At 67.5% G+C, this 26,362-nt stretch carries 26 protein-coding genes; 8 read left to right on the top strand and 18 right to left on the bottom strand.

Annotation, left to right across the window (positions count from 1 at the left end):
• Together EJI01_RS29050 and EJI01_RS03295 are read left to right on the top strand one after the other, a co-directional pair.
• Positions 1-646, top strand: a 646-nt coding sequence (locus EJI01_RS29050; RefSeq protein WP_221885627.1) for a hypothetical protein, incomplete at its 5' end; no start/stop codon positions are given.
• Positions 643-981, top strand: coding sequence for a hypothetical protein (locus EJI01_RS03295; protein ID WP_126835655.1), 339 nt, complete (start codon positions 643-645; stop codon positions 979-981). The genes EJI01_RS29050 and EJI01_RS03295, both read left to right, overlap by 4 nt.
• A 188-nt stretch (positions 982-1,169) precedes the next feature.
• Here the strand turns inward: EJI01_RS03295 and EJI01_RS03290 are convergent, their stop codons facing one another.
• The 4 genes from EJI01_RS03290 to EJI01_RS03270 all read right to left on the bottom strand — a co-directional run bounded on the left by EJI01_RS03290 (position 1,170) and on the right by EJI01_RS03270 (position 7,524).
• A complete protein-coding gene (locus EJI01_RS03290; RefSeq protein WP_126835654.1) occupies positions 1,170-3,893 on the bottom strand; it encodes a CoA-binding protein in 2,724 nt (907 codons plus the stop codon).
• A 17-nt stretch (positions 3,894-3,910) separates the two neighbouring features.
• Positions 3,911-5,206 carry an ATP citrate lyase citrate-binding domain-containing protein gene (locus EJI01_RS03285; protein ID WP_126835653.1) on the bottom strand — a complete coding sequence of 432 codons (1,296 nt, stop codon included), beginning with the start codon at positions 5,204-5,206 and terminating at the stop codon, positions 3,911-3,913.
• A 136-nt stretch (positions 5,207-5,342) separates the two neighbouring features.
• Complete coding sequence (locus tag EJI01_RS03280; RefSeq protein WP_126835652.1) at positions 5,343-6,110, bottom strand: class II aldolase/adducin family protein; 768 nt, start codon at positions 6,108-6,110, stop codon at positions 5,343-5,345.
• A gap of 238 nt (positions 6,111-6,348) precedes the next feature.
• Positions 6,349-7,524, bottom strand: a complete 1,176-nt coding sequence (locus tag EJI01_RS03270) for an ABC transporter substrate-binding protein (RefSeq protein WP_126835651.1) — start codon at positions 7,522-7,524, stop codon at positions 6,349-6,351.
• Positions 7,525-7,743: 219 nt separating this feature from the next.
• Between EJI01_RS03270 and EJI01_RS03265 the strand changes: the two genes are divergently transcribed.
• Positions 7,744-8,175: a hypothetical protein gene (locus tag EJI01_RS03265; protein WP_126835650.1), complete on the top strand. Its 432-nt coding sequence runs from the start codon at positions 7,744-7,746 to the stop codon at positions 8,173-8,175.
• Positions 8,176-8,182: 7 nt separating this feature from the next.
• Here the strand turns inward: EJI01_RS03265 and trmB are convergent, their stop codons facing one another.
• From trmB to EJI01_RS03245, 4 genes are all read right to left on the bottom strand, one after another.
• Positions 8,183-8,920 carry a tRNA (guanosine(46)-N7)-methyltransferase TrmB gene (trmB, locus tag EJI01_RS03260; protein ID WP_126835649.1) on the bottom strand — a complete coding sequence of 246 codons (738 nt, stop codon included), beginning with the start codon at positions 8,918-8,920 and terminating at the stop codon, positions 8,183-8,185.
• Positions 8,920-9,834, bottom strand: coding sequence for a tRNA glutamyl-Q(34) synthetase GluQRS (gene gluQRS, locus EJI01_RS03255; protein ID WP_126835648.1), 915 nt, complete (start codon positions 9,832-9,834; stop codon positions 8,920-8,922). Before gluQRS ends, trmB begins: the two co-directional genes overlap by 1 nt.
• A complete protein-coding gene (locus EJI01_RS03250; protein WP_126835647.1) occupies positions 9,831-10,904 on the bottom strand; it encodes an NAD(P)/FAD-dependent oxidoreductase in 1,074 nt (357 codons plus the stop codon). The genes gluQRS and EJI01_RS03250 overlap by 4 nt, the downstream gene beginning before the upstream one ends.
• A 428-nt stretch (positions 10,905-11,332) precedes the next feature.
• Positions 11,333-12,286 carry a LysR family transcriptional regulator gene (locus EJI01_RS03245; protein ID WP_126835646.1) on the bottom strand — a complete coding sequence of 318 codons (954 nt, stop codon included), beginning with the start codon at positions 12,284-12,286 and terminating at the stop codon, positions 11,333-11,335.
• A gap of 149 nt (positions 12,287-12,435) precedes the next feature.
• Between EJI01_RS03245 and EJI01_RS03240 the strand changes: the two genes are divergently transcribed.
• From EJI01_RS03240 to EJI01_RS03225, 4 genes are all read left to right on the top strand, one after another.
• Entirely contained in the window at positions 12,436-13,137 is a 702-nt protein-coding gene (locus EJI01_RS03240) for a pirin family protein (RefSeq protein WP_126835645.1), read from the top strand.
• Positions 13,138-13,175: 38 nt separating this feature from the next.
• The gene (locus EJI01_RS03235; protein ID WP_126835644.1) at positions 13,176-13,616 is read left to right on the top strand and encodes a DoxX family protein; all 441 of its coding nucleotides are present in this window, start codon (positions 13,176-13,178) and stop codon (positions 13,614-13,616) included.
• 174 nt (positions 13,617-13,790) lie between these two features.
• Positions 13,791-14,360, top strand: coding sequence for a flavodoxin family protein (locus EJI01_RS03230; RefSeq protein WP_126835643.1), 570 nt, complete (start codon positions 13,791-13,793; stop codon positions 14,358-14,360).
• Entirely contained in the window at positions 14,357-15,274 is a 918-nt protein-coding gene (locus EJI01_RS03225; RefSeq protein WP_126835642.1) for a pirin family protein, read from the top strand. The genes EJI01_RS03230 and EJI01_RS03225 overlap by 4 nt, the downstream gene beginning before the upstream one ends.
• Here EJI01_RS03225 and EJI01_RS03220 read toward each other — a convergent pair.
• Entirely contained in the window at positions 15,271-16,056 is a 786-nt protein-coding gene (locus EJI01_RS03220) for a sulfurtransferase (protein ID WP_126835641.1), read from the bottom strand. The genes EJI01_RS03225 and EJI01_RS03220 overlap by 4 nt on opposite strands.
• Positions 16,057-16,119: 63 nt before the next feature.
• Between EJI01_RS03220 and dnaE the strand changes: the two genes are divergently transcribed.
• Positions 16,120-19,620: a DNA polymerase III subunit alpha gene (gene dnaE, locus EJI01_RS03215; protein WP_126835640.1), complete on the top strand. Its 3,501-nt coding sequence runs from the start codon at positions 16,120-16,122 to the stop codon at positions 19,618-19,620.
• 18 nt (positions 19,621-19,638) lie between these two features.
• On the opposite strand, the gene tolA is transcribed toward dnaE, so the two are convergent.
• From tolA to EJI01_RS03170, 9 genes are read right to left on the bottom strand one after another with little or no spacing between them, the layout of a single operon-like run.
• On the bottom strand, positions 19,639-20,595 hold the full coding sequence (gene tolA / locus EJI01_RS03210) for a cell envelope integrity protein TolA (RefSeq protein ID WP_126835698.1): 957 nt from the start codon (positions 20,593-20,595) through the stop codon (positions 19,639-19,641).
• A 14-nt stretch (positions 20,596-20,609) separates the two neighbouring features.
• Complete coding sequence (locus EJI01_RS03205; protein ID WP_126835639.1) at positions 20,610-21,047, bottom strand: ExbD/TolR family protein; 438 nt, start codon at positions 21,045-21,047, stop codon at positions 20,610-20,612.
• Between the two features lie 16 nt (positions 21,048-21,063).
• Positions 21,064-21,777, bottom strand: a complete 714-nt coding sequence (tolQ, locus tag EJI01_RS03200) for a protein TolQ (protein WP_126835638.1) — start codon at positions 21,775-21,777, stop codon at positions 21,064-21,066.
• Positions 21,774-22,238, bottom strand: coding sequence for a tol-pal system-associated acyl-CoA thioesterase (ybgC, locus tag EJI01_RS03195; protein WP_126835637.1), 465 nt, complete (start codon positions 22,236-22,238; stop codon positions 21,774-21,776). Before ybgC ends, tolQ begins: the two co-directional genes overlap by 4 nt.
• Positions 22,235-23,512 carry a pyridoxal phosphate-dependent aminotransferase gene (locus EJI01_RS03190; protein WP_126835636.1) on the bottom strand — a complete coding sequence of 426 codons (1,278 nt, stop codon included), beginning with the start codon at positions 23,510-23,512 and terminating at the stop codon, positions 22,235-22,237. The genes ybgC and EJI01_RS03190 overlap by 4 nt, the downstream gene beginning before the upstream one ends.
• On the bottom strand, positions 23,509-24,042 hold the full coding sequence (nusB, locus tag EJI01_RS03185; protein ID WP_126835635.1) for a transcription antitermination factor NusB: 534 nt from the start codon (positions 24,040-24,042) through the stop codon (positions 23,509-23,511). The genes EJI01_RS03190 and nusB overlap by 4 nt, the downstream gene beginning before the upstream one ends.
• On the bottom strand, positions 24,039-24,503 hold the full coding sequence (gene ribH / locus EJI01_RS03180) for a 6,7-dimethyl-8-ribityllumazine synthase (RefSeq protein WP_126835634.1): 465 nt from the start codon (positions 24,501-24,503) through the stop codon (positions 24,039-24,041). Before ribH ends, nusB begins: the two co-directional genes overlap by 4 nt.
• Positions 24,504-24,534: 31 nt before the next feature.
• Positions 24,535-25,695, bottom strand: coding sequence for a bifunctional 3,4-dihydroxy-2-butanone-4-phosphate synthase/GTP cyclohydrolase II (ribBA, locus tag EJI01_RS03175; RefSeq protein ID WP_126835633.1), 1,161 nt, complete (start codon positions 25,693-25,695; stop codon positions 24,535-24,537).
• The gene (locus EJI01_RS03170) at positions 25,692-26,345 is read right to left on the bottom strand and encodes a riboflavin synthase (protein ID WP_126835632.1); all 654 of its coding nucleotides are present in this window, start codon (positions 26,343-26,345) and stop codon (positions 25,692-25,694) included. Before EJI01_RS03170 ends, ribBA begins: the two co-directional genes overlap by 4 nt.
• Positions 26,346-26,362 lie beyond the last annotated feature (17 nt).

Below are 26,362 nucleotides of genomic sequence, written 5' to 3'. Positions count from 1 at the left end.
CGGGTGCTTGACACCGAAGGCCAGCGCGAGCCTGACCAACGGGCGCATGACGCGTGCGCAAGCCGCCAGGACCCAGGCAAGTTGGCTTTCTGTGATCTGTGCCTTGTCGCCGGGCAATGGGTTCTCGGAAAGTGACGGGCTTAACGCCCAGTTACCAACTGGACAGCGACTTGGGTCGCTGTCTTACAAAAAGACGTACGTCACTATAAGACAAGAGCACTATAGATGTGAAGATTTCACATCCAAGGTGCTTCCCTCAGGAGAAAAAATGTCAAAGCCTGTCACACATAGCGAGAAAAAAATCACCACCTGGAGGAATGGCCGACCGATCGTTGCGGGGCGACGCAACACGGCGGCGCCGCGAGTTTCGGCCGCTCCTCATGAAATGAGCGCGTACCGGGCCTTTGCTGCAGCGACCCATGTCCGGAAAGCGATACAGCGCCGCATCGTTCGCGCCTTCCGCAGGCACATCGAGGGTGCGGGGCGCGGGCCTACCGACGCAGAGCTGCTGATGTTCGCGAGACTCGCGATCGCGGAGCAACGATTGGGACGCAGCTTCGCGCAAGCCCAGGCAGACCGGTACTGCGGCACCGGGCAAACCTTCGGTGAACCTGCATCTGTCCTTCGTCGAGGAGAGCATCCATGACTGCCGCTTCTTCTGTTTCCTTTGCCGAGCCTCCGGCCGCGTCATCGGGCGTCGCCTTCGGAAACCTCATCGATCTGGCGAGGTTGCAAGCAGGCACTGCCTCAGCGGAAATCTGCGAGGCCTGCAGCACCATCAACATGGGCTCTGCGCGGTTTTGCAAATGCTGTTCGCACAAGCTGCCGGCCTTCTACGCAAGCAGGGATTCGGGCGGAGCGGTGGCGCCGCCGAAGAAGCCGCGCATCGTGCCGAAGCGGGCATGGGCATTGGACTTCGCGGCCTTCTGGCTCGTGATCAATTCACTTGTGATCGTCACGAAGTTCATCCCCGTTCCGTAGCGCCGCCTCCGGCCCGCGGAAGGGTGACTTGGTCCAGGTTCTGAGGTTTTGGCGCTCTGCTTGCGGCACGCTGAGGAGGACGACATTCGGGGAACACCGCGGAACCGGCTTTGCCGGGCCGCTGGTGTTGCCCCCGGTGAGGGGGTTGGCGGACCACACGAAGTGGGGAGCCTGGGGGTGAGCTTTTATCAGGCGACGAACTTGCAGAGCGACGCCACCGTGCGCGTGTCCATGTTGCGTCCGCGGTTCAGGTGGTCGTCGATCTCGGCCGCGCAGCCCAGCATGCGCGGGTAGAGGAAGATCGTGAAGGCTGCAGTCTCGAGCTCGCGCTCGCCGATCTCGCCGGATTGCAGCGGCTTCCACAGCATCTTGAGCAGCAGGGCCGCGATCACCGCGTCCACGTTCACGCAATAGACGTTGCGCGAGACGCCGGCGTCGAACAGCTGCTGCACCAGCGCGCGGTAGAAGTCGTGGAACACGTTGCTGTCGCCGCGCGCCTCCTGCAGCTTCGCGATGAACACTTCGCGCGGATCGAAGTTGACCGGCTTGTCCTTGAACACCGGATGGTTCACGCCCGGCAGCTTCGCGATGTCGAGGCTGCCCACGGTCTTCTTCTGGCTCTTGTATTGCGCGTATTGCTCCACCGCACGCGCGGCCAGTGCCTTCAGGTCGATGCCATGGTCCTTGGCGCTCGGGTCCGTCAAGCCGCTCGCCTTGAACTGCTCGTTGAGGTAGGCGATGCCCTCGTAGCCGTTGCCGCCGTGCGCATAGCCAGTGTGCGTGAGGAAGCCGACCAGCGCCTTGTTGAGCTGCACGCGCTCGGGCTGCTCGGGTCCGTCGGCCGACACCGCGCCCTTGGCGCCCTGTGCCGAGATGGCGCCCGGGCCGTTGGTCAGCAGCAGGCCGACCAGCGTCTGGAAGGCGAACAGGTCCTTCTCGCCCGGCGTGTGGCCCAGCAGTGCCGCGAAGGCGATCTCGCCCAGGCTGAGGCTTCCCAGCATCTGCTCCTGCGCGACGCCGCAGAAGCGCCCGGCCTCGTGCCGCGAGGCTTCCGCCGAAGCGCCGATCAGGGTGCCGAACAGCTGCAGCCACCAGGGGAAATTCTGGGCGGTGATGAGCGAGATGCGCTTGCGCGAGAGCGGGCCCCAGGCCAGCGTGGCCGAGATCGCGGCCAGTACTGCGGCCTCGGTCGGATGGCCGGGCCGGCTCTGCAGCCAGCGCAGGAACACCGAGCGCGCGCCGCGCGCCTGGACGCCGGCAATCAAGGCCTGTGCACGGGCATCGGGTGTATCGGTCGTGAGCCCGGGCGGGTCCGAGGCGTCGACCTTGGCGATGTCGAAGTCTTCGCTCAGCGAGGCGCCGAACTCGGTGCCTAGCCCGGCGGCATGGAAGCGCTCGAGCATGAACTTGAGCGCGGCGCGCGCCGCCTGCTGCCGCTTCGGCCCGACGATGGCGGCCGCGGCCGCCAGCACCGCGTTGGGTGCATTGCCGGCCTCGCGGCTGGCTTCGGCCGCCACCAGCTCGGGCCGCCCGTGCAGGTTGACGTAGGCCGCGACCGCGGGCGCGATCAGCTTGCGGTCGTTCTCGCCGCCGGCATCGTGCACCAGCGCGAGCGCGACGTTCGATTCCAGCGGCAGCGTGGCGGCATCGAGCATGCTCGTGCCGTGCAGGCTGCTGACCTGCGTTTTCGTGTCCATCTGCGAGGCGCCGGAAGCATCCTTCATGGCCTGGCGCGGCACCACGCCGCCGATCTGCGTGTTGAGCAGCGCGACCTGTTCGTTGTAGGGCGCGAGCGCCTCCACCACCGGCAGGCGCAGTTCATCGGGAAGCTGAAGCCCTTCGTCGGAACCGAACCAAGGCTTGAGCGCGAGGTTCCCCTCGGCCGCGAAGTCCGGCATGGTGGCGTTCGCGCGCATCACGGCCGTCAGCGCGGCAGGAATGTGGGCGATGTTGGTCACCAGCGCGCCCTTGGCCGAGAACACCGGGTTGTCGGGCGTGAAGATCGCATCGACGCCGAACTTGTCCATGAACCAGCGCTCCTTCGCCAGCGCGTCGTCCGAGCCGCCGGCCATCGCGCCGGCATGGCCGACGGCGCGCGTGAGCTTGCTCTTCCAGCGGCCGACCACGCAGGCCACCACCGGCTTGGTGAACCGGGCGTCGAACTCGTAGTAGCCACCGGGCTCGCAGTACAGCACAGCCGCCTTGCTGCGCGCATCGTTGGCCAGCGCGAAGGCGAACTCGGGCGCCGCGTAGTGGATGTAGACGTCCTTGCCCGAGGAGATGACGGTGGTGGTGCCCCAGCCCGCCATGCGCAGGTACTGCGCGATGGTGGTCGAGAAGCCGCCCGAGTTGGAGAAGATCGCGATCGAGCCCGGCCGCAGCGAATCGCCGGGCTTGTCGCCGCCCAGTGCGCCGCCGATGCGCACCTGGTTCCACGAGTCGGCCACGCCGAGACCGTTGGCGCCGAAGATGTCGATGCCGTTCTGCTGCCCCATGGCGCGGATCTCGCGCGCGTCGTGGACAGAAATCTTTTCGGTGATGATGAAGATCTTGCGCAGGTCGGGGTTGACGCGGATCAGCTCGGCCACCCCATCGCGCGCGGCCGAGGGCGGCAGATAGACCACGCCGCAGCTGAAGCGGTGGCCCGCGGCCAGCGCATCGCGCACGTTGTTGTAGACCGGGATGTTGCCGATGCTCGTCTCGAGCACGGCCCCGCCCTTGCCGGGCGCCGTGCCGCACACCACGTTGCCGCCGGAGTACGCATGGCTCACGGGCGTCACCTCGCTCGATTCGCCGCCCAGGATGTTGAGCACGCAGACGCGGTCGTCGCGCGACGCCACCTGCGTGAGCGAGCTGATGCCGACGTGGTACTTGAAGTCGCCGACGCCTTTTTTCTGCCAGTTGGCTTGCATGGTGATGACTCCTCTTGTCAGCCGGCGTTGGCGTTGGCGGGGGGCTGGATGCCGAGCCGGGCCGCGATCTGCTCGCGCCCGCCGTCCTTCATCCAGCCGTTGACCTTCTTCGCGAACTGGATCACCTCGCTCATGTCGGAGTCGAAGCCGAAGAGGCGATAGGGCAGGCCCAGCGCGTCGCAGGTGTCGCGCAATGCGCCCATGCCGCGCACCAGGTTCGGCCCGCCGCGGCCCAGCACTACGTAGAGCGGCGTCGGCCCGTGCTGGCTGAAGTGCTCGCGCAGCGCGTCGGCCATCGCGCGCAGGGTCTCGAAGATGTCGGTGTTGTTGCTCTTGCCGCCGATGATGAAGAGCACGTTGGCTTGCTTCAGCCAGTGCTTGAAGCAGATGCGCGCCACCTCCTTCATCTTCTCGTAGGGCGGGTTGCCGCCGAAGTCGGAGCTGATGATCGCGTCGTCGCCCAGCATCTCGGTCACCAGCGAATTGGCGCCGCCGCCGAAGGTCGGGGCCAGTACCGTGCCGCGCTCGTTGATCACGTAGACATCGCTCTGGCCTTGGTGCGTGCGCAGCGTGTTGATCTCCTGCTCGAAGTCGGAGTAGTCGGCCGCGAACAGGTGCGGCGGCAGGCCCAGGCGCAGCCAGCGCGGATCGTCGCGATCGAAGCCGCACTTGAAGTCGCAGGCCACCGGCGTGAGGCGGCCCTTCTTGTCCTCGCGCATGCGGATCGGGTTGAGCTCCAGCGTGGTCATGCCGAAGTCGTGGAACAGCTCCCACAGCTTGGGCAGCTGCTGCACCAGCGGCGAGATGATCTCCTTGGGCGCGCCGATCTCGGTCAGCGCATTGGCCACCACGAAGGCCTTGAGGCCGGTCAGCGGATCGAAGGGCACCATCGCGACCTGGCCCTTGTCGAGCTCCTCGATGTCCATGCCGCCCATGTGCGTGAGCGTCATGGTCGGCGCGCGGAAGCGCGTGGAGTCGCTGATCGAGAAGTAGACCTCGTGCTTGGCCGGCACGCCGGCCTCGAAGGTCACGCCGTTGGCCTTGGCCTTCACATGGCCGACGCGGTGCTCGGCGAAGTAGAGGCGCTCCTTCTCGGCCAGCGCAGTCTTCAGGTCGGTGGCGCGGCCCAGCAGCCCGGCCTTGCCCTTCTTGCCGATGCCGCCCTTGAAGACCGGCTTGACGAAGATGAGGCCATGCTTGTCGATCAGCGCCTTGATCTCTTCTTCGCTGGCCGCGGGCCCCAGCACCTCGGTGGCGGGGAAGCCCGCGAACTGCAGCAGCCGCGCGCCGTGCAACATACCCGTGATCTGCATGTCGATGTCTCCTGGTGTGCGCGAACTGCGCCGTGGGCATCCAGCGTCGGGATGCCCTGGAGAAATCGTAGAAAGCGAAGCTGTCGATCCGCCGTCACCGCACTCAGGGTTTGTACGAGGCGGCTTTCATCGTCGGTTACTGCTTGTAGCCGGGATCGATGCGATCGAGCTTGCGGATCAGCGAAGGCCAGACGAAGGCACCGCCGAGGCCGCCGGTCTGCACCTTCATCGCCTGGCCCACGCCCTCGACGATCTTCGGGTTCACCTGCGTGAGCTCGCTGCCGCCGGACTGCGCGGCGATCTGGATCTGGCAGGTGGTCTCGAAGACGTACATCGAGAGGAAGGCGTCGGCAATGGTCTTGCCCACTGTGAGCAGGCCGTGGTTGCGCAGCATCAGGAAGTTGGCGTCGCCCATGTCGGCTTGCAGGCGCGGCTTCTCGTCGTCGCGGAAGGCCACGCCTTCGTAGTCGTGGTAGGCCAATGAGGCCAGCACGAAGGTCGACTGCTGGCTGATGGGCAGCACGCCGTTCTTCTGCGCGCTCACCGCGATGCCGGCGCGCGTGTGGGTGTGCAGCACGCACTGGACGTCTTCGCGCGCCGCATGCACCGCGCTGTGGATCACGAAGCCGGCCGGGTTGACGGGGTAGGGCGAGTCGATGATCTTGTTGCAGTCCTGGTCGACCTTGATCAGGCTCGACGCCGTGATCTCGTCGAACATCAGGCCGTAGGGGTTGATGAGAAAGTGGTGTTCGGGCCCGGGCACACGCGCGCTGATGTGCGTGAAGACGAGGTCGCTCCAGCCGTACAGCGCGACCAGCCGGTAGCAGGCCGCGAGGTCGACGCGCAGCTGCCACTCTTCGGCGGACACGAGCTTCTGGATTTCGGATGAGGCGTTGGCGTTCATGGGGTTTCCTTCGAGGTGGATCAGGCGGCGGCTTCGCGCTGCAGCGCAGCCTTGAACTCGGCGCCGATCAATTGCCAGTCTTCCCGCGTGCTGTTCTGCATGCGGGTGAAGTTCGCTCTTGCGCTCATGGGATTTGTCTCCAGTGGGGTGCGGCCCACTGTAGACCCGCGCGTGACCGCCAACTGTCAGGAATTTGACAGTCCAGGGCCCTGGTAAACCCCGAACGTGCGCGCCCCGGCTAGCGAAGAACCCGCCCGTCGGCCGTGATGCTGATCAGATCGATGCTGCGCTGCGGATCGCGCAGGCCGGGGCGCAGGTTGATGCGGAAGCCGCCGACGTCATAGTCCGTCATGCCGGCCATCACGCGCTGCAGGTTCGCAGGCGTGAAGCCGCGGCCGGCGCGGCGAACCGCTTCGCCCGCGGCCTTGGCGGCGATGAAGCCTTCCAGGCCTTCGTAGGAGGCCGTCTGGTCGGAGTTGTCGATGGCCGCGAGGTACTCCTTGACGATCGGAATGCCCGAAGGCCGCGGCGAGGGTACGACCTGCGAGATCACGATGCCGCCGATGTCCTTGCCCAGTGCCGCGTAGAGCGGATCGATGCCGACGATCGAGAAGGCCATGAAGGCGCCGGAATAGCCGCCCTTGCGCAGCTTGCGGATCACGTTGGCGGTGGTGCTCGAGAGCGACACCAGCACGATGGCCTGCGGGTTCTGCTTCTGCACCGCAGCCAGCGCCGCATCGAGCTTGTCGCCGGCGGCAGGCACCAGCGCGCTCGCCACCAGGGGGCCGAGCTTCTGATCGGTCATGGCCTGCTGCACGGCGGCGAGGCCGGCGCGGCCCATGGCGTCCTCGTCACCGACCAGCGCGATGCGCGTCTGACCCACGGTGGCGCACTGGCGCACGATCTTGAAGGCCTCGTCGGCCATGCTGGGACGCACGTGGAACACGTTCGGATGCGCGGCGGCGCGCAGGCTGTCCGAGGCGGCGAAGGGCGCGAAGAGCAGCGTGCCCTGCTGCGCGGCCGCGGCGGCACCGGCCTCGCTGCTGGCGGTGCCGACGAAGCCGAACAACATGTCGGCCTTGTCGGTAGTGAGCAGGGTGCGCGCATTGGCGGCGGCGCGCGCGGCATCGTAGCCGTCGTCGAGCTGCAGCAGCTTGAGCTGGATGCCGCCGGTGGCGTGCGTCTCGTTGAAATGGGTCGCGTAGAGCCGGCAGCCGGCGGCGAAGGCCAGGCCGATCTCGCTGGCGGCGCCTGTCAGCGGCACCGACTGCCCGAGGATCACGGTGCGCGCCGCCGCGGCGGACGCAGGAGTACGCGCGGTCTGCGCCTGGCCGATCCGGCTCGTGCCGAGGCCACCGCCCAGCAGCATCGTGGCCCCCACCTTGCCCAGCCAAAGTCTGCGTGACAGATCCATGAGAAACCTTTCGCTACATCAATCAAAAAAATGTAGCAACTTCGATGCCTTAGACGAAGGTATTAAGTCACGTCCCACCTGCTTCGATGGGCGGGGTCATGGGCCTGGATCGGGGGTTGTTGGCTTTTGTATTGGATGCGTGGCTTTTTGCACGCGGCGATAGCGCGCTCCGATGGCAACATTCCTGCCGATCCCGGGCTCTTGTCCCCGGCAACTGACATGAAGAAAAAGCCATCCGATATCGCCTTGCTGGAAAGCGCTCTCGCCACCATCGAGCAGGTGCTGGCCCGTGCCGACAGCGACATGCAGGGAGCGCCGTACGAGGGTCCCACCGCCAACATGCCGCTGGACATCCTGCATTCGAACAAACCGGCCGAAGACGGCCGTTTCTGCACCAGTGCCGCGCAGTCGGCCATCGGCATCTGCCTCGGCTCGGCCGCGGCGTTGATCGACGTGAGCCAGGCGCTGATGAACCGCTCGGTCGACCGCTCGCCGCAGACGCTGGAGCGCGAATGGCAGACGCTGATCGCGCACACCAAGATCGCCAGCCGCTCGGCCTATCGTGCGGCGCTCATCATGGCCGCGCAGAAGCACGTGCTGGCGGCGCAGGGGGAACTTCAGACCGACGACGTGTACCGCATCGCCCACTGAGCGCGGACTACACGCGGTCGAACACCACGTCCCACACGCCGTGGCCCAGCTTGAGGCCGCGGTTCTCGAACTTGGTGAGCGGCCGGTAGTCCGGCTTGGGCGCATAGCCCGCCGCCGTGTTGCGCAGCAGCGGCTCCTGCGACAGCACCTCGAGCATCTGCTCGGCATAGGGCTGCCAGTCGGTCGCGCAATGCAGGTAGCCGCCGGGCGCGAGCCGGTCGGCCAGCTTGCGCACGAAGGGCGGCTGGATCAGCCGGCGCTTGTTGTGCCGCGTCTTGTGCCACGGGTCCGGAAAGAACACGTGCACGCCGGCCAGCATGCCGGGGGCCAGCATGTGGTCGATGACGTCGACCGCATCGTGGGCGCAGATGCGGATGTTCCCGAGCTGCTGTTCGCCGATGCGCTTGAGCAGCGCACCGACGCCGGGCTCGTGCACCTCGCAGCACAAGAAGTTCTTCTCGGGCTGGAGCGCCGCGATGTGCGCGGTGGCCTCGCCCATGCCGAAGCCGATCTCCAGCACGGTCGGCGCGTTGCGGCCGAAGGCGGCGGCGATGTCCAGCGGCTCGGGGCGATAGGGCAGGACGAACAGCGGCCCCAGCTCGGCGAAGGCGCGCGCCTGGCCCTCGGTGGTTCGGCCGGCGCGCTTGACGAAGCTCTTGAGCCTGCGGTGCAAGGGGTGGGGTGCGTCTTCGTCGGCGGGGGACGCGCTTTCGCGCGCGGGGGGATCGGTGGCAGGCAGGGTCATCAGGGGGAAGGATTGTAGAGAGCCCGCCAGCCTGCGACCCAGCCCGCGAGTGCGTCGGCACGCGTCGCAGCCGTGCTGGCTTCGAGGCCGAGCACCCGCGCTGCGGCATCGAGGGCCGTGAGCGCCGCAGCCCGCGTGCCGGTATCGAGCGGCGCCGCGCCGTTCTGCTTGGAGAGCTTCTCGCCATCGACGCCGAGCACCAGCGGCGTATGCAGGTAGCTCGGCGTCGGCAGGCCGAGCGCGCGCTGCAGCAGGATCTGGCGCGCCGTGTTGTCGGCCAGGTCTTCGCCGCGCACCACGTCCGTCACGCCCTGGTCGGCATCGTCGACCACCACGGCGAGCTGGTAGGCCCAAGGGCCGTCGGCGCGCTTGAGCACGAAGTCGCCGACTTCGTGCGTCACGTCCTGGCATTGCAGGCCGATGCGGCGGTCTGTCCAACACACGGCTTTCGATGCGCGCGCGGCTTCGAATTGCGTCGCCGCGAAGCGCCAGGCGCGCGCCGGCTTGCCCTGCAGGCCGTCGCGGCAGGTGCCGGGATAGACGCGTTCGCCGTGCCGAGTGTGCGGCACGCCGCGCAGGGCCAGTGCCTCGTCGATGTCCTTTCGCGAGCAGCCGCAGGGATAGCTGAGGCCCAGGGCTTTCAGGTGATCGAGTGCGTGCGCGTAGAGCGCGGTGCGCTGCGTCTGCCACACAGGCGTCGCGTCAGGCACGAGGCCGCAGGCCGCGAGCTGCGAGAGGATGTGTTCGCCCATGCCGGGCAGGCAGCGCTCGGTGTCGGCATCTTCGATGCGCACCAGCCAGCGCGCCCGCGGGCCGCGGGCGCGCACGTCGAGCCAGCTAGCCAGCGCGGCCACCAGCGAGCCCGCGTGCAAGGGGCCGGTCGGCGAGGGCGCAAATCTGCCGGTGGGTATCACGCCACTTTGAGCGCCAGCGAAAGACCCGAAAGAAACGCGTCTTCGACACGGTGCCCGGTGCACCAGTCGCCGGCCACGCCGATGCGGGCCTTGGCGTCCCACAGGTGCGGCTTGCCGACCGGCACCTGGGTCTGGGCTTCGGGCCAGCAGCGCGCCTGCGCGTGCGAGGGCACGGCGCGGATGCCGGTGATTTCGGCGAAGGCGCGCAGCAGCTTGGCTTCGACGCGCGAGGCGTCGTCGCGCAGGTGCTCGTGCGACCAGGCCGGGCTGGCCTGCAGCGTCCAGCGCTCGATGCGATCACGCCCCGGCTTGGAAGATTCGCGTGCCAGCCAGGCCACGCGATGGTGGGTGCTGCGCGCGGCGTTCCATTGCGGGCCGAGGTGGGAGAGGTTCGCCTGGTTGGCCTGCGGGAAGGCGATCATCAGCGTCCAGCAGGGCGCGATGCGCACCGCTTCGATCTTCTCGCTGATGTCGGCGGAGAGCTTGCCGTTGTCGAGCAGGGCGCGCGTGCGGGCCGGCGGCACCGCCAGCAGCACGCCATCGAAACCCGAGTACACGTGCTGCGAATCGTCGGTGCCCGCGGTGCGCAGCTGCCAGCGCTTGCCGTCCAGCGCGTCGCGCTCGATGGTCGTGACCTGGGTGCGCGTCACGAGCGCATCGCCCAGTGGCGCGGCCCAATGCGCGACCAGGGCGTCCATGCCGGGCTGGGCGACCCAGTGCGGCTCGCGCGCGGGCAGGGCGGCCTCGGCGACGCGGCCGTGCGCGTCGAGCACGCGCACGAGATTGGCGCTCCAGGGCTTGCAAAGCTGGGGCACGGTTTGCAGCACGCGCGCAAAGCGCGGATCGCGCACGGTGAAGTACTGGGCGCCGCTGTCGAACTTGCCGAAGGGTGTGGATTCGCTCGCCATGCGGCCGCCGGCGGCGGCTTCGCGCTCGAACACGCTGACGCGGTGGCCGGCCTGCACGAGGGTGCGGGCGCAGGCGACGCCCGCCATGCCCGCGCCGACGACGGCGTAGTGGCGTGAAGAGTTGGATCGGTGGCGATCGGCTGTGGAGCGGGAGGTGGGCATGTTGGCGGTCTCGTTTCTGTTGGCGATCAAGGAGAACTCTAACCGTCTTGAAATATTCATCGGCCGGCGCCGGGCCGCCCCAAGGCGGCCGAGCCTCCTCCTCGGGAGGTGGCGAAGCATACGAAGTGGCAAGCCGGGAGGCCCAATTCCTATCGGCCGGCGCCGGGCCGCCCCAAGGCGGCCGAGCCTCCTCCTCGGGAGGTGGCGAAGCACACGAAGTGGCAAGCCGGGAGGCCCAATTCCTATCGGCCGGCGCCGGGCCGCCCCAAGGCGGCCGAGCCTCCTTCTCGGGAGGTGGCGAAGCACACGAAGTGGCAAGCCGGGAGGCCCAATTCCTATCGGCCGGCGCCGGGCCGCCCCAAGGCGGCCGAGCCTCCTCCTCGGGAGGTGGCGAAGCACACGAAGTGGCAAGCCGGGAGGCCACATTCCTATCGGCCGCGATGCCGTTCAAGGAGCGCCCGACGCGTGCCTTCGTGCTCGAACTGTTCGAGCCACCATTTCAGCGCACGCCCCGGCTTGCCGGCAGTGCGCTCGCGCCAGGCGCAATGCATGGTGCCGATCGGCGGCGCGCGTTCGGTCTTGCGCTCGACCAGGTGGCCTGCTTCGATGTAGGGGCGCGCCATCGGCTCGGGCAGGAAGCCGGCGCCCAGGCCATGCAGTTGCGCGGCTAGCTTCGCGTGCATGGTGGGCACGGTGAGCACGTCCTGGCCGCCCACGAGATTGACCGTCATGCTCGGACCGGTGCGCGAGGAGTCGGCCGCGGCCACCGCGCGGTGCCGGCGCAGCACGGCATCGGAGAGCGGGCCTTCGATGCGGGCCAGCGGATGGTGCGGCGCCACGGCATAGACGAAATGCAGCTGGCCCAGCGGGCGGCTTCGGACGCCGGTGGCGCCGAAGGCGAGGCTGGAGGCGTCGAGCACGGCGCCGACGGCGAGATCGGCCTCGCCGCTGGTGAGCGCCTCGATGGTGCCGAGCAGGGTCTCGTCGCGCAGCTTGAGCCGGGTCGGCGGATCGAGCGCGAAGAAGGCGGTGGCCAGGTCGAGCATCGGATCGCGCGCGATCACGCTGTCGACCGCGATCGTGAGCATCGGCTCCCAGCCGGTCGCGACGCGCTTGACGCGGTTGGCCACCGCATCGATCTCGCCGAGCAGCCACGAAGCCTCGCGCAGCAGCTCGACGCCGGCTTCCGTCAGCCGCGCCTGGCGCGCGCTGCGGTCGAAGAGCAGCACGTCGAGGGCGTCTTCGATCTGGCGCACGCGGTAGCTGAGCGCGCTGGGCACGAGGTCCAGCGCGCGGGCGGCGGCGGCGAAGCTGCCGGTCTCGACCACCGTCTGCAGCATCGCGAAGGCGTCGGGCGTCAGGACATCACGGGCGCTGGGCATAGCGATCGACCATTCAAAAAAATTGAATGATGCCATCAAAAGCCGGCGCTTTCGAGGGTGGGGCCGCGCCCTAAAGTTCTGCACATCCGCTGCGCATGCGGCGCGGCATTCGAAGGCCCCGAGCCATCTGGCGGGGCAGGAGTTCAAAGATGCTTCAAGTTCGCAAGTCCCAGGAACGCGGTTATGCCGATCACGGCTGGCTGCGCTCGTTTCACAGCTTTTCCTTTGCCGGCTACTACGATCCGGCCCACATGGGCTACGGCAATCTGCGCGTGATCAACGAAGATCGCGTCGCCGCGGGCGCCGGCTTCGGCACCCACGGCCACAAGGACATGGAAATCATCAGCTACGTTCTGTCGGGCGAGCTCGCGCACAAGGACAGCATGGGCAATGTCGAATCGATTCCGCCGGGCGACGTGCAGCGCATGAGCGCCGGCCGCGGCGTGATGCACAGCGAGTTCAACCACAAGGCCGACGAGACCACGCACTTCCTGCAGATCTGGATCGAGCCGAACGTGCGCGGCATCGCGCCCGGCTACGAGCAAAAGAGCTTCTCCGAAGCCGAGAAGCGCGGACAGCTGCGCCTGGTGGCTTCGCCCGACGGCGCGGACGGCTCGGTGTTGGTGCATGCCGATGCGCGCATGTATGCCGGCCTGCTCGATGGCGACGAGCAAGCCAGCCTCGCGCTCGACCCGAAGCGCAAGAGCTACGTGCACCTGGTGCGCGGGGAGCTCGAAGTCAACGGCACGAAACTGGCTACTGGCGATGCGGCCCTGATCAAGGACGAATCGCAACTCACGCTCGGCGCCGGCAAGAATGCCGAAGTGCTGGTGTTCGACCTCGCGGCCTGAAGCTGCGCTTTTTTTCATCAACCTAGGAGTACTTTCCAATGGCATCCACCACCACCGCATCCGGCTACGCCCCCGCCAGCGCGAGCGCTTCGCAGGACACGCTCGCGCTCATCGGGCGCGTCCTGATCGCGGCGCTCTTCATTCCTGCCGGTTTCGGCAAGATCGGCGGCTTCGCCGGCGTCGTCGGCTACATCAGCGCGGTCGGCCTGCCGCTGCCGCAGCTCGGCGCGGCGATCGCGATCATCGTGGAGCTCGGCCTCGGCCTGCTGCTCTTGGTCGGCTACAAGACGCGCATCGTGTCCATCGTGCTGGCCGTGTTCACCGTCGCCACCGCGGTGTTCTTCCACAACTACTGGGGCATGCCCGCCGACAAGGCCTACGTGAACCAGCTGATGTTCTTCAAGAACATCGCGATCGCGGGCGGGCTGCTGGCCATCGCAGCCTTCGGCGCCGGCCGCTTCAGCATCGACAAGAAGTAAGGCACTCCCCCAGGCTTGCCCACTTCGTGTGGCCGCCAACCCCCTCGCCGGGCAACACCAGCGGACCGGCCAAGCCGGATCCGCGGTGTTCCACGAACAGGCTGCGCTTCGCGAGCCCTTGATTGACGCGTGACGGATGGTTTGTCGCGCGGTCATTCACGGATACTCGACGTCATGACCAACATCGTCGTTGTTTTTCATTCGGGTTACGGCCACACGCAGCGCATTGCGCAGGCGGTGGCCCATGGTGCAGGCGCCCACCTGCTCGCGATCGACGCCGACGGCAAGCTCCCGGCCGGCGGCTGGGAGATGCTCGCGGCGGCGGACGCGATCATCATGGGCTCGCCCACCTACATGGGCGGCGTGAGCTGGCAGTTCAAGAAGTTCGCCGATGCCTCTTCGAAGGTGTGGTTCGTCCAGGGCTGGCGCAACAAGCTCTTCGCTGGCTTCACCAACAGCGCCGCCATGAACGGCGACAAGGACGCGACGCTGACCTACCTGTGGCACTTCGCCAGCCAGCACGGCGGCCTGTGGGTCAGCCTCGGCCTCATGCCGAGCAACGACCGTGCCGCGAAGCGCGATTCGATCAACTATGTCGGCGGCTACAACGGCTTGCTGACCACCTCGCCGACCGATGCCAGTCCGGCCGAGATGGCGAAGGGCGATCTCGACACGGCCTATGCCTTCGGCGAACGCGTGGCGGAGGTGGCAAGATCTCGTTCGTCCCACGGGGAACCACGATGACCGAACCGCTGCTGCTGCTTCGACCGCATGACAAGGACCTGGGCGGAGGCTTCAAGGTGCGGCGTCTGCTGCCGGCCGCGAAGCGGCGATCGGTCGGGCCCTTCGTCTTCTTCGATCACTTCGGGCCGGCCACCGAGCAGCCCGGCAACGAGCACGACGTGCGGCCGCACCCCCACATCGGCCTCGCCACGGTCACCTATCTTTTCGAGGGCGCGATGATGCATCGCGACAGCCTCGGCGTGGTGCAGGAGATCCGCCCCGGCGCGATCAACTGGATGACGGCGGGGCGCGGCATCGTGCACTCGGAGCGCAAGCCCGAGCATCTGCTCGATGCGAGCTATGTCAACCATGGTTTGCAGCTCTGGGCCGCGCTGCCGCAGGCCCACGAGGAAGTCGAGCCCAGCTTTTCCCACACGGCGGCGGAGCAGATCCCTGCGCTCGAAGTGCAGGGTGCGGCCGTGCGGGTGCTGGTGGGCGAAGCCTTCGGCGTGCGTTCGCCGGTGAAGACCTTTTCCAAAACGCTCTATCTCGACCTGGCATTGCCGGCCGGCGCGCGTTTCGAACTGCCGGGCCTGGCGCAGGAGATGGCCGTCTACGCCGTCGATGGCAACTTCCAGCTCGATGGTGAATTGGTGGCGCAGCATACGATGGGCATGCTGCCGGAAGGCGAGGGCGGTGTCATCGAGGCGCGCGAGGCCGTTCGCATCGTGATCATCGGCGGCGAGCCGCTCGATGGCCCGCGCTTCATCACATGGAACTTTGTCTCCAGCCGGCGCGAGCGCATCCTCGAAGCCGGCGCCGACTGGGCCGCGCAGCGCCTGGGCCACGTGCCGGGCGAGACCGAGTTCATCCCGCTGCCGGGACATCCGTTCCAGGTGCAGACGCCGGCCGATACGGGCACGACGCCGGTCTAGCGCTTGATCGCGATGTCCGGGTCTTCCGAGGCCCGGGCGCTGGCCCCGCTGGCTCGCGCGCTCAGGTCCGGCGCCAGCGTCTCCCGGCCGTCGAACACGAAGCACTCGCCGTGGTAGTGCGCGCCGCCGACCTGCTCGAAGTACTTGAGGATGCCGCCTTCGAGCTGAAGCACGTCGGCGACGCCTTCCTCGCGCATCAGGATCGCGGCCTTCTCGCAGCGGATGCCGCCGGTGCAGAAGCTCACCACCGTCTTGCCGGCCAGGTCTTCGCGATGCTTTTTCAGCGCCTTCGGAAAGTCGGTGAACTTGCCGATGCGCCAGTCGATCGCGCCGTCGAAGCTGCCGTGGTCGACCTCGAAGGCGTTGCGCGTGTCGAGCAGCGCGATCGGCTTGCCCGCATCGTCGTGCCCCTGGTCGAGCCAGCGCTTGAGGGTGGGCGCATCGACACCGGGCGCGCGGCCGGCGGCGGGCTGGATGGCCGGATGGTCCATGCGGATGATCTCGCGCTTCAGCTTGACCAGCATGCGGCGGAAAGGCTGGGTGTCGGACCAGCTCTCCTTGGCTTCCAGGTCGGCGAAACGTGGATCGGCGCGCAGGCCCTCGAGAAAGGATTGCACCGCCGGCTCGGCGCCGGCAAGGAACAGGTTGATGCCCTCGGGCGCGAGCAGGATGGTGCCCTTGAGGGCCAGCGCATGGGTATGTTTGCGCAACGTGTCGCGCAGGGCCTCGCCGTCGTCGATCTGGACGAACTTGTAGGCCGCGATATTCAAAATCTCTTGCACGGGGCGCGATTGTAGGTACGACCAACTCACATGGTGGAGGGGCCGCTTTCTACAATGCACCCCATGTTCGTTCACCTGCGCCTGCACACCGAGTTTTCCGTCGTCGACGGCACCAACCGAATCGACGAAGTCGTCAAGGCCGCTGCGGCCGACCGGCAGCCGGCGCTGGCGATCACCGATCTCAACAATCTCTTCGGCGCGGTCAAGTTCTACAAGGAAGCGCGCGGTAAGGGCGTCAAGCCGGTGCTCGGTGCCGAGGTGTTTCTCGAAGGCCTGGGCGCGGAGATCGGCGCGCTCACGCGCATCGTGCTCTTGGTGCAGAACACGGAAGGCTACTTGCACCTGTCCGAGCTGCTGGCGCGCGCCTGGACGCAAAACGTGGGCCGCGGCCAGGCGCAGGCGGTCTGCAAGCTGGCCTGGATCGAGGAACTGCAGGGCGGGCTGATCGCGCTCTCGGGCGCGCAGGCCGGCCCGCTCGGCGCGGCGCTGCTGCAAGGTCAGCAAGAACGCGCAGCCGAGATCGCGCTGCAGCTGGCAGGCCTCTTCCCGCATCGCTTCTACATCGAGCTCCAGCGGGCCGGTCGCCCCGAGGACGAGCCGCACGTGGTGGCCGCGGTGCAGCTGGCCGCAAGGCTCGGGCTGCCGGTGGTGGCCACGCATCCGGTGCAGTTCGCGACCGCCGAGGACTTCGAGGCGCACGAGGCGCGCGTCTGCATCTCGGAAGGCGAGATCCTCGGCAACCCGCGCCGCGTGCGCAAGTTCACGCAAGAGCAGTATTTCAAGTCCGCGGCCGAGATGGAAACGCTCTTCGCCGACGTGCCGAGCGCGATCGCCAACACGGTCGAGATCGCCAAGCGCTGCAACCTCACGCTGGTGCTCGGCAAGCCGCAGCTGCCGAACTTCCCGACGCCCAACGGCATGCCGATCGAGGAGTACTTCCGCGTCGCCTCCTTCGAAGGCCTGGAAGAGCGTCTCGCGCACCTGTACCCCGAGGTTGCCAAGCGCGATGCCGAGCGCCCGCGCTACGTGGAACGGCTCGAGTTCGAGATCAACACGATCCTGAAGATGGGCTTCCCGGGTTACTTCCTGATCGTGGGCGACTTCATCAACTGGGCCAAGAAGAACGGCTGCCCGGTCGGTCCCGGCCGCGGCTCCGGCGCGGGCTCGCTGGTGGCCTATGCACTGAAGATCACCGACCTCGATCCGCTCGAATACAAGCTGCTGTTCGAACGCTTCCTGAATCCCGAGCGCGTCTCGATGCCCGACTTCGACATCGACTTCTGCCAGGGCAACCGCGACCGCGTGATCGACTACGTGAAGGACAAGTACGGCCGCGACGCGGTGAGCCAGATCGCGACCTTCGGCACCATGGCCGCACGTGCCGCCATCCGCGACGTCGGCCGCGTGCTCGACATGAGCTACATGTTCTGCGACGGCATCAGCAAGCTGATTCCGAACAAGCCGGGACAGCCGGTCACGATCCAGTACCCGCCCAACCCCAAGCCGGAGGGCGACAAGAACAACTACGCGATCGAGATGGAGCCGCAGCTGGCGGCCCGCATCGAGAAGGAGGAAGAAGTCCGCATGCTGGTCGAGCTGGCGCAGAAGCTCGAAGGCATGACGCGCAACATCGGCATGCATGCCGGCGGCGTGTTGATCGCGCCTGGCAAGCTCACCGACTTCTGCCCGCTCTACCAGCAGCCGGGCAGCGACTCGGCCGTGAGCCAGTACGACAAGGACGACGTCGAAGCCATCGGCCTGGTGAAGTTCGACTTTCTGGGCTTGGCCACGCTCACGATCCTCGAGATCGCGAAGGAGTTCATCGTCCAGCGCCACAAGGGCCAGGAGAACTTCGCCTACGAGAACATCCGGCTCGACGATGCGCCGACCTACCGGCTCTTCGCCGAGGGCAAGACCGAGGCCGTGTTCCAGTTCGAATCGCGCGGCATGCAGGGCATGCTGAAGGACGCGCGGCCGACGCGGCTGGAAGACCTGATCGCGCTCAACGCGCTGTACCGTCCGGGCCCGATGGACCTGATCCCAAGCTTCGTCGCGCGCAAGCACGGCCGCGAGCCGGTGGAGTACCCGCATCCGCTGGTCGAAGAAATGCTCTCGGAGACCTACGGGATCATGGTCTACCAGGAACAGGTGATGCAGACCGCGCAGATCCTGGGCGGCTACTCGCTCGGCGGCGCCGACTTGCTGCGCCGCGCGATGGGCAAGAAAAAGGCCGAGGAGATGGCCGAGCACCGCGAGATCTTCCGCAAGGGCGCGGCGGTGAACGGCATCGACCAGCAGAAGGCCGACGAGATCTTCGACCTGATGGAGAAGTTCGCGGGCTACGGCTTCAACAAGTCGCACGCGGCCGCCTACTCGCTGCTGGCCTATCACACCGGTTGGCTCAAGGTCCATTACACGGCCGAGTTCTTCTGCGCCAACATGACGGTGGAAATGGACGACACCGACAAGCTCAAGGTGTTGTTCGAGGACGCGCAGAAGAACTTCGGCATGACTTTCGAGCCGCCGGACGTGAATCGCGGCAACTACCGCTTCGAGCCGGTCACCGACAAGGTCATCCGCTACGGGCTCGGTGCGGTCAAGGGCACCGGGCAGTTGGCGGTCGAAGCGGTGGTCAAGGCGCGCGAAGAGGGTGGTCCCTTCAAGAGCCTGTTCGACTTCTGCGTGCGCGTGGACCGCCAGCGCATCAACAAGCGCACCGTGGAGGCGCTGATCAAGGCCGGTGCCTTCGATTCGCTGCAGCAGAACCGGGCTTCGCTGACCGCCTCCGTCGACCGCGCCTTCGAATTCGCGAGCGCGACCGAGGCCAACGCCTCGCAGGTCGATATCTTCGGCGACTGCGAGCACGGCTCCGCGACGCAGGAACCCGAGCTCATCGACGCTACCCCCTGGGGCGTGAAGGAACGCCTGACCTACGAGAAGACGGCGATCGGCTTCTACCTCTCGGGCCACCTGTTCGACGAAGTGGCGCACGAGGTGCGGCGCTTCTGCAAGCGCGAGATCGACGACCTGATCGACAGCCGCGAGCAGCAGGTGATCGCGGGCATCGTGAGCGACTTCCGCGTCATCAACGGCCAGCGCGGGCGGCTCGCGATCTTCAAGCTGGACGACAAGTCGGGCGCCATCGACGCGACTGCCGACGAGGCGCTCTTCAACGCCAACCGCAACGTCCTGAAGGACGACGAACTGGTGATCGTGAGCGGCCGCCTGCAGCCGGGCCGCGGCGGCTTCGAGGCGCGTTTCCAGGTGCAGCAGGTGTGGGACCTGGCCGCAGCGCGCTGCCGCTTCGGCAAGTTCCTGCGCGTGGCGGTCAACGGCAAGGCACCCGACATCGCGCGGCTGGTGCGAGACTTTCCGCCGCGCACCGAACAGAGCGAGCACGGCGAGCTGCAGCAGGGCTTGGCGGTGCGCCTTTCGATGGCGCGCGGCGGCGCGCAGGTCGAGCTGCAGCTGGGCGAGCGCGCGAAGTTCTTCCCGACCGATGCCGCACTCGCGAGCTGGATGGCGCAGGCCGATGCGGGGCGTGCGGCGGTGGTCTACGAGTAGTACGGGTAGCGAACGCCGTCAGCGCTTCGGCTGGAGTGCCACGGTCAGCGCGGGGAAGATGCGGCCGTCGACGTCGCGCGGCAGCTTTTCCGTCCTGCGCAGGCCGCGCTCCGCTGCTTCGTCCCAGTTCGCGACGCCGCTCGACTTGCGTAGCTTGACGCCCACGATAGTGCCGTCCGGCGCGAGGCTGACGTCGAACTCGGCGGTGGGGTTGCCGCTCACGAGCTCTGCGTCCGGGTAGACGATGTTGGGCCGAACGGCCGCGGCGATTCGCGCGGCATAGCCGCCCGAAGGTCCAGAGGAGCGCGCCGCCGTGCCGGTCGCGCTCTCGTTTCCGGAGCCTGCCATGGCCTGCATGCGCCGGAGCGTATCGGCGCGGTCCTTCGCTGCCTGCGCCGCTTGCTTGGCTTCGGCTTCCTTCTTTCGCGCCGCCTCGGCCTGTTTGGCGGCGGCTTCCTGCTGGCGTTTCTGTTCGGCGAGCTTCTGCTGTTCTTCCTTGCGGCGCTCCGCTTCGTCTTCGGCGCGCTGGCGCGCCTCCTGTTCCTTCTTCTCCTGAGCCGCCTTGCGCTGCGCTTCCAGGCGCCTTTGCTGCTGCTGTTCGAGTTCGCGTTCGCGCTGCTCCTGCAGCTTCTTCTCGCGTTCGAGTGCGATGTCGGGCTCCCGCGGCGGCGCGGGAGGCGGCGGTCGCACTGCCTGCGGCGGAGGTGGCGGAGGAGGAGGAGGAGCCGGAGCCGGAGTGGGGGCGGGCGCGGGCGGCGTGGGAACTGGCGCAACGGCACGCGGTGCAGCCTGCTGCACGGTCGACGACCAGAGCTCGGCTTCGATCGCGGCGTCTTCTGCTTCGCGGCGCCAGCTCACGCCCCAGGTCAGCGCGATGATCAGCAGGCCGTGCGCCAGCAGCGCCAGCAGCACGGCACGCGGGGTGCCGCGTTGCGGCGGCGGCGCGAATTCCGGCCGGTCGGCGCCGAGCGACATCAGCGAGGAAACCATCACCTGGTGCCCGTGGTCGTGACCGAGAGGCCGACGCGTTCGACGCCGCTTCTCTTGAGCGCGTTCATCGCCTTGACCACCGTTTCATACTTGACCGACTTGTCGGCGCTGATCACCACTGGGCGCTGGTCGTCACCGCCCTGCGCGGTCTTGGCGGCCGTGCCGATCTGCGTCATCGGGATCGAAGTGCCGCCGCTGCCGGTGGACGGGTCCTTCTTGATCTGCACCTCGTCGTCGCTCTTGATGACGATCTCGATCGGCTTGTCGGGCTGCTTGTTGGCGCGATCCACCGTGGGCAGGTTGATCACGCTCGGCGTGATCAGCGGCGCCGTGACCATGAAGATGATCAGGAGCACCAGCATCACGTCGATGAACGGGACCATGTTGATCTCGTTGATCGTTCGGCGGCCGCGGCCGCGTGAGGACATTGCTGGCATGGCGTGGTGCTCCGCTTCAGCGGCCGGTCGCCGGCGTCACCGATGCCGGGTTGACGTGGGCCGTCAGGTTACGCTGCAGGATGTTCGAGAACTCTTCGATGAAGGTCTCGAGCGCGATCGCGATCTTGTCGATCTCGCGGGCGAAGCGGTTATACGCCACCACCGCCGGAATGGCCGCGAAGAGGCCGATGGCGGTTGCGACCAGCGCTTCGGCGATGCCGGGCGCGACGGTCGAGAGCGTCACCTGCGCCAGCGCCGCGAGGCCGGTGAAGGCATGCATGATCCCCCACACGGTGCCGAACAGGCCGACGTAGGGCGAGACCGAACCGACGGTGGCGAGGAAGGACAGGTTCTGTTCGACCGCATCGAGCTCGCGCTGGAAGCTCGCGCGCATCGCGCGGCGGGCGCCGTCGAGCAGCGTGCCGGCATCCGACACGTGGCGCTCGCGCAGCTTCTGGTACTCGCGCATGCCGGAGGCGAAGATGCGCTCCATCGGGCCCGCGAACTTGGCGTTCTGCGCGGCCGAGGAGAACAGTTCGTTCAGGCTGGTGCCGGACCAGAATTCGCGCTCGAAGTCGTCGTTGAGCGCGCGCGTGCGCTTGAGCGAGAAGAACTTGCGGAAGATGGCCGCCCAGCTGGCGACCGACACCACGAGCAGCAGGACCACAACAAATTGCACCGGCAGGCTGGCATGGAGCAGGAGGGAAAGGATCGACAGTTCTTGATTCATGGCTTCTGAGGTTGAGACATGGAGCCCGCATGGCGCCCGAGGGTTCCCGTAACTTGAGGGGGGATGCGCGCCGGCCGCAGCGTGGCCGCGTCGACCCAGCCGATGCGGATCGTGCCTTCGCAAAGGACCGCAGTATCGGGCGCCGGGCCGGTTGCCGGACCGTGCTCTGATTTTGATAGCACGCGCTGGGCGATTATCAGGGACGCGGAACCCATCTGACGCAGCTCGGCTGTAACCAGCAGTTCGTCGTCGAGCCGCGCGGGCCGATGGTATTTGAGCTGCGTTTCGCTGACCACGAAGATGCCGCCGGTCTCCTCGCGCAGCCGGCCTTGCGCGATGCCGAGCGAGCGCAGCCATTCGGTGCGCGCCCGCTCCATGTACTTCAGGTAGTTGGCGTAGAAGACGATGCCGCCGGCATCGGTGTCTTCCCAGTAGACGCGGATCGGAAATGCAAAGCTCATGCAGCGACGGTGGCCCAGGCGCGCAGGCGCTCCACCGATTCTTCGAGGTGCGCCATCGAGCTGGCGGTCGAGAAGCGAACGAAGCGGGCGGTCTCGGCCGAGCCGAAGTCTCGGCCCGGGGTGATCGCGAGATGCGCCTTCTTCATCGCCTCGAAGGCGAAATCCCAGCTGTTCGCGATGCCCAGCTTCTCGCCGAAGGCGGAGCAATCGGCCCAGGCATAGAAGGCGCCGTCCGGCACCACCGGCACCTGGAGGCCCAGCGCGTCCAGCTGCGGAATGAACCAGTCGCGCCGGGCCTTGAATTCGGCGCGGCGGCGTTCGTACTCGGCGATGCTTTCGGGCTCGAAGCAGGCGAGCGCCGCGTACTGCGAGACGGTGCTCGGGCAGATGAAGAGGTTCTGCGCCAGCCGCTCGACCACCGGGACCAGCGCCTCCGGCACCACCAGCCAACCCAGGCGCCAGCCGGTCATGCTGAAGTACTTGCTGAAGCTATTGATGCTGATGACCTGGTCGTCGATCGCGAGCGCTGTCTGCCCGAAAGTGTCTTTTTCGCCCCCCACGCTCGGCACTGACGTGTCCTCGCTGCCCCCCGAGGGGGCGCCGGGTTCCTCGGGGCGGCCCAGCGCGGCGCCGTAGGAGAGGCCGAGATAGATCTCGTCGATCAGCGTGATGCCGCCGCGCTTCGACACCACTTCGTGGATGCGGCGCAGTTCACCGGGCGCGATCGAGGTGCCGGTCGGGTTGGAGGGCGAGGCCAAGAGCACGCCGCGCGTACGTTCGCTCCAGGCGGCCTCGACCTTGGCGGCGCTCAACTGGAAGCGCTCGGCGGCCGTGGTCGGCACCAGCACGGCGCGGCCGTCGGTTGCGCTCACGAAGTGGCGGTTGCAGGGATAGCTGGGGTCGGGCAGCAGCATCTCGTCGCCGGCCTCGATCAGCGCCAGGCAGGCCAGCTGCAGCGCGGCCGAGGCGCCGGCCGTGACCACGATGCGGCGCGCCGGCACATCGACGCCGAAGCGCTCGCGGTACCAGCCGCTGATGCGTTCGCGCAGGTGGTCGAGGCCGACGGCATGCGTGTACCGCGTCGCGCCCGCGCGCACCGCGCGCGCGGCCGCCTCCTGCACCAGCGGCGGCGCGGTGAAGTCGGGTTCGCCGATGTTGAGGAAGATCATCGGCCGGTCGGTGTGCGCGACTTCGCGTGCCAGCGTCGACGCGGCCTTGGCGACCTCCATCACGTAGAAGGGCTCGATGCGCTCGGCGCGGCGGGAAATTCTCATGGCCTGGCCTTGCCGCTCGCGCGATCGGCCTCGACTTCCGCTGGGCGCAGCTGCGGCGCCAGGCCGTTGAGCACCGCGTTGACGTACTTGTGGCCATCGGTGCCGCCGAATTCCTTGGCAAGCTCGATGCATTCGTTCAGCACCACGCGCCACGGCACATCGAGGCAGTTCTGGAATTCGTACACGCCGATCCACATCGCGGCATGCTCGACCGGCGAGATCTCTTCGAGCTTGCGGTCGAGCAGCGGCACGATCAGCGCATCGAGCTGGTCTGCGGCGGCGATCGAGCCGTGCAGCAGCGCGTCGTAGTGCGCCGCGTCGGCCTTGTGGAAGCCGGCCAGGTCGCGCGTGAACTGGTCGATCGAGGCGGCGTCGTTGTGTCCCACCAGGTGCTGATAGAGCGCCTGCAGCGCGAACTCGCGCGCCCGGCTGCGGGTCGACTTGGCGGAGGCCTTGCGCGCGCCAGTGCTGGTGAGACCCGCGCGGGACTGGCGCGGCTTGCCGCTGGATTCTTTGGTGTCGTCAGTCATGAAAGATGGGTGAGCAGCTGCGCCATCTCGACTGCGACGCGCGCCGCGTCGCGGCCCTTGTCGGTCTGCCGCGCGATGGCCTGTTCGAGGTTTTCGGTGGTGAGGATCGCATTGGCGATCGGGATGCGGTAGTCGAGCGCGAGCCGGCTCACGCTCGCGCCCGATTCGTTGGCCACCAGCTCGAAGTGGTAGGTCTCGCCGCGGATGATGCAGCCCAGCGCGATCAACGCCTGGTAGCGGCTGCGCTCGGCCAGCGCCTGCAGCGCGACCGGCACTTCGAGCGCGCCCGGCACGCTGACATGGTCGATGTCGGCCTCGGCGACGCCGAGCGTCTTGAGCTCGCCGAGGCACGCCTCGGCCAGGGCATCGGTGATGTCTCCGTTGAAGCGTGCCTGCACGATGCCGATGCGCAGGCCCTTGCCGTCGAGCGCGACATCGCTGCCCTTGTTCGCGTGCTGCATCAGGCTTCCTGCCTTGCGTGCGTGTTCTTCTTCATTGCTCTTCCTTCGTGATGTAGCCCGCGATCTCGAGGCCGTAGCCTGCCGCCATGCTGGGCATGCGGCGCGGCGTGCCCAGCAGGTTCATCTTGTGCACGCCGCATTCGCGCAGGATCTGCGCGCCGATGCCGTAGCTGCGCAGGTCCATGCGTCCGCGCTCCGGCGCCTGCGCAGGCCGCGCGGTGCCGTCGAACTGCGACAGCAGCTCGGCACCGGTCTCGCCGCAGTTGAGCAGCACGGCCACGCCCTTGCCTTCGGCCGCGATGTGGGCCAGGCTGGCATCGAGGCTCCACGAGTGCAGCGAGCGGTTGACTTCCAACGCATCGAGTACCGACAGCGGCTCGTGCACCCGCACGTCCACCGTCTCGCCCGCGTTCCACTTGCCGCGCACCAGCGCCAGGTGCACGCCGTGGCTCGGCTTGTCGCGGAAGGCATGGGCGGTGAACCAACCACAGGCGGTGTGGATCTCGCGGCAGCCTACCCTTTCGACCAGCGACTCGGTTCGGCTGCGGTGCTCGATCAGCGCGGCGATGGTGCCGATCTTGATGCCGTGCTCGGCGGCGAAGAGCTGCAGGTCGGGCAGCCGCGCCATGGTGCCGTCCTCGTTCATCACCTCGCAGATCACCGACGCTGGCGAGCAGCCGGCCATGGCGGCGAGGTCGCAGCCGGCCTCGGTATGGCCGGCGCGCATCAGCACGCCGCCGTCGACGGCCTGAAGCGGAAAGATGTGGCCGGGCTGCACCAGGTCGGCCGCGACGGCATTCGGCGCGACGGCGGCCTGCACGGTGCGTGCACGGTCGGCGGCGGAGATGCCTGTGGTCACCCCCTCGGCCGCCTCGATGGAGACGGTGAAGGCGGTCGAATGCTTGGCGCCGTTGCGCGCCACCATCGGCGGCAGCTGCAGCCGCTCGCACATCTCGCGCGAGAGCGTGAGGCAGATCAGGCCGCGCGCATGGCGTGCCATGAAGTTGATGGCCTCAGGCGTCACGTGATCGGCTGCGAGCACGATGTCGCCTTCGTTCTCGCGGTCTTCCTCGTCGACCAGGATCACCATGCGGCCGGCGGCGAGCTCGGCCACGATCTCTTCGACCGAGGAGATCGGCGCGGGCGCCCGGCCGCTGCGCGAGGCGGTGATCGGCGTGACGGAGGCATTCATGAGACTGGGTCTTTCTGAGGGAGGGGCAGGGCGCCGGCCTGAAGCATGCGCTCCACGTAGCGGGCGACGGTGTCGATCTCGAGGTTGACCCGGCTGCCTTGCTTCAGGCTGCCGAGCGCGGTGTTCTCGACCGTGTGTGGAATCAGGTTGATGCTGATCTCGCTGCCATCGGCGCCATCGCTCACGCTGTTGACCGTGAGGCTCACGCCGTTGACGGTGATCGAGCCCTTGTAGGCGAGGAAGCGCGCCAGTGCAGGCGGCGCCAGCACGCGCAATTCCCAGCTTTCGCCCACCGGCGCGAAATGGCTGACCGTGCCGATGCCGTCCACGTGGCCCGACACGATGTGGCCGCCGAGCCGGTCGTTGGCGCGCAATGCCTTCTCGAGATTGACGCGGCCCGCTTCTTCGGCGAGGCCGGCCGTCTTGTCCAGCGATTCGGCCGAAATGTCGATGGTGAAGAGCTGATTCGCCGGGTCGAGGGAGGTGACGGTCATGCAGGCGCCGTTGAGCGCGATGCTGTCACCGAGACTCACGTCGGCCAGATAGCCGTCGGGCACCGCGATGCTGAGCCGCTTGCCGTGGGATGAAGAGCTGCCGAGGTCGTGGACGGCGGCGATGCGCCCCACGCCGGTAATGATTCCGGTGAACATCGCGGCATTTTCGCAGA

The organism is Variovorax sp. MHTC-1 (genome assembly GCF_003984645.1).
Lineage (GTDB): Bacteria > Pseudomonadota > Gammaproteobacteria > Burkholderiales > Burkholderiaceae_C > Variovorax.
The sequence above is the reverse complement of the archived record's forward strand: the minus strand, read 5'-3'. Positions and strand labels throughout refer to the sequence as shown.

Excerpts from the sequence above, each read along its gene's own strand:
- EJI01_RS03295 (WP_126835655.1), top strand. The coding sequence starts at position 643 with ATGACTGCCGCTTCTTCTGTTTCCTTTGCCGAGCCTCCGGCCGCGTCA.
- EJI01_RS03290 (WP_126835654.1), bottom strand. The coding sequence starts at position 3,893 with ATGCAAGCCAACTGGCAGAAAAAAGGCGTCGGCGACTTCAAGTACCAC.
- EJI01_RS03285 (WP_126835653.1), bottom strand. The coding sequence starts at position 5,206 with ATGCAGATCACGGGTATGTTGCACGGCGCGCGGCTGCTGCAGTTCGCG.
- EJI01_RS03280 (WP_126835652.1), bottom strand. The coding sequence starts at position 6,110 with ATGAACGCCAACGCCTCATCCGAAATCCAGAAGCTCGTGTCCGCCGAA.
- EJI01_RS03270 (WP_126835651.1), bottom strand. The coding sequence starts at position 7,524 with ATGGATCTGTCACGCAGACTTTGGCTGGGCAAGGTGGGGGCCACGATG.
- EJI01_RS03265 (WP_126835650.1), top strand. The coding sequence starts at position 7,744 with ATGAAGAAAAAGCCATCCGATATCGCCTTGCTGGAAAGCGCTCTCGCC.
- trmB (WP_126835649.1), bottom strand. The coding sequence starts at position 8,920 with ATGACCCTGCCTGCCACCGATCCCCCCGCGCGCGAAAGCGCGTCCCCC.
- EJI01_RS03250 (WP_126835647.1), bottom strand. The coding sequence starts at position 10,904 with ATGCCCACCTCCCGCTCCACAGCCGATCGCCACCGATCCAACTCTTCA.
- EJI01_RS03245 (WP_126835646.1), bottom strand. The coding sequence starts at position 12,286 with ATGCCCAGCGCCCGTGATGTCCTGACGCCCGACGCCTTCGCGATGCTG.
- EJI01_RS03240 (WP_126835645.1), top strand. The coding sequence starts at position 12,436 with ATGCTTCAAGTTCGCAAGTCCCAGGAACGCGGTTATGCCGATCACGGC.
- EJI01_RS03235 (WP_126835644.1), top strand. The coding sequence starts at position 13,176 with ATGGCATCCACCACCACCGCATCCGGCTACGCCCCCGCCAGCGCGAGC.
- EJI01_RS03230 (WP_126835643.1), top strand. The coding sequence starts at position 13,791 with ATGACCAACATCGTCGTTGTTTTTCATTCGGGTTACGGCCACACGCAG.
- EJI01_RS03225 (WP_126835642.1), top strand. The coding sequence starts at position 14,357 with ATGACCGAACCGCTGCTGCTGCTTCGACCGCATGACAAGGACCTGGGC.
- dnaE (WP_126835640.1), top strand. The coding sequence starts at position 16,120 with ATGTTCGTTCACCTGCGCCTGCACACCGAGTTTTCCGTCGTCGACGGC.
- tolA (WP_126835698.1), bottom strand. The coding sequence starts at position 20,595 with ATGTCGCTCGGCGCCGACCGGCCGGAATTCGCGCCGCCGCCGCAACGC.
- EJI01_RS03205 (WP_126835639.1), bottom strand. The coding sequence starts at position 21,047 with ATGCCAGCAATGTCCTCACGCGGCCGCGGCCGCCGAACGATCAACGAG.
- tolQ (WP_126835638.1), bottom strand. The coding sequence starts at position 21,777 with ATGAATCAAGAACTGTCGATCCTTTCCCTCCTGCTCCATGCCAGCCTG.
- ybgC (WP_126835637.1), bottom strand. The coding sequence starts at position 22,238 with ATGAGCTTTGCATTTCCGATCCGCGTCTACTGGGAAGACACCGATGCC.
- EJI01_RS03190 (WP_126835636.1), bottom strand. The coding sequence starts at position 23,512 with ATGAGAATTTCCCGCCGCGCCGAGCGCATCGAGCCCTTCTACGTGATG.
- nusB (WP_126835635.1), bottom strand. The coding sequence starts at position 24,042 with ATGACTGACGACACCAAAGAATCCAGCGGCAAGCCGCGCCAGTCCCGC.
- ribH (WP_126835634.1), bottom strand. The coding sequence starts at position 24,503 with ATGCAGCACGCGAACAAGGGCAGCGATGTCGCGCTCGACGGCAAGGGC.
- ribBA (WP_126835633.1), bottom strand. The coding sequence starts at position 25,695 with ATGAATGCCTCCGTCACGCCGATCACCGCCTCGCGCAGCGGCCGGGCG.
- EJI01_RS03170 (WP_126835632.1), bottom strand. The coding sequence starts at position 26,345 with ATGTTCACCGGAATCATTACCGGCGTGGGGCGCATCGCCGCCGTCCAC.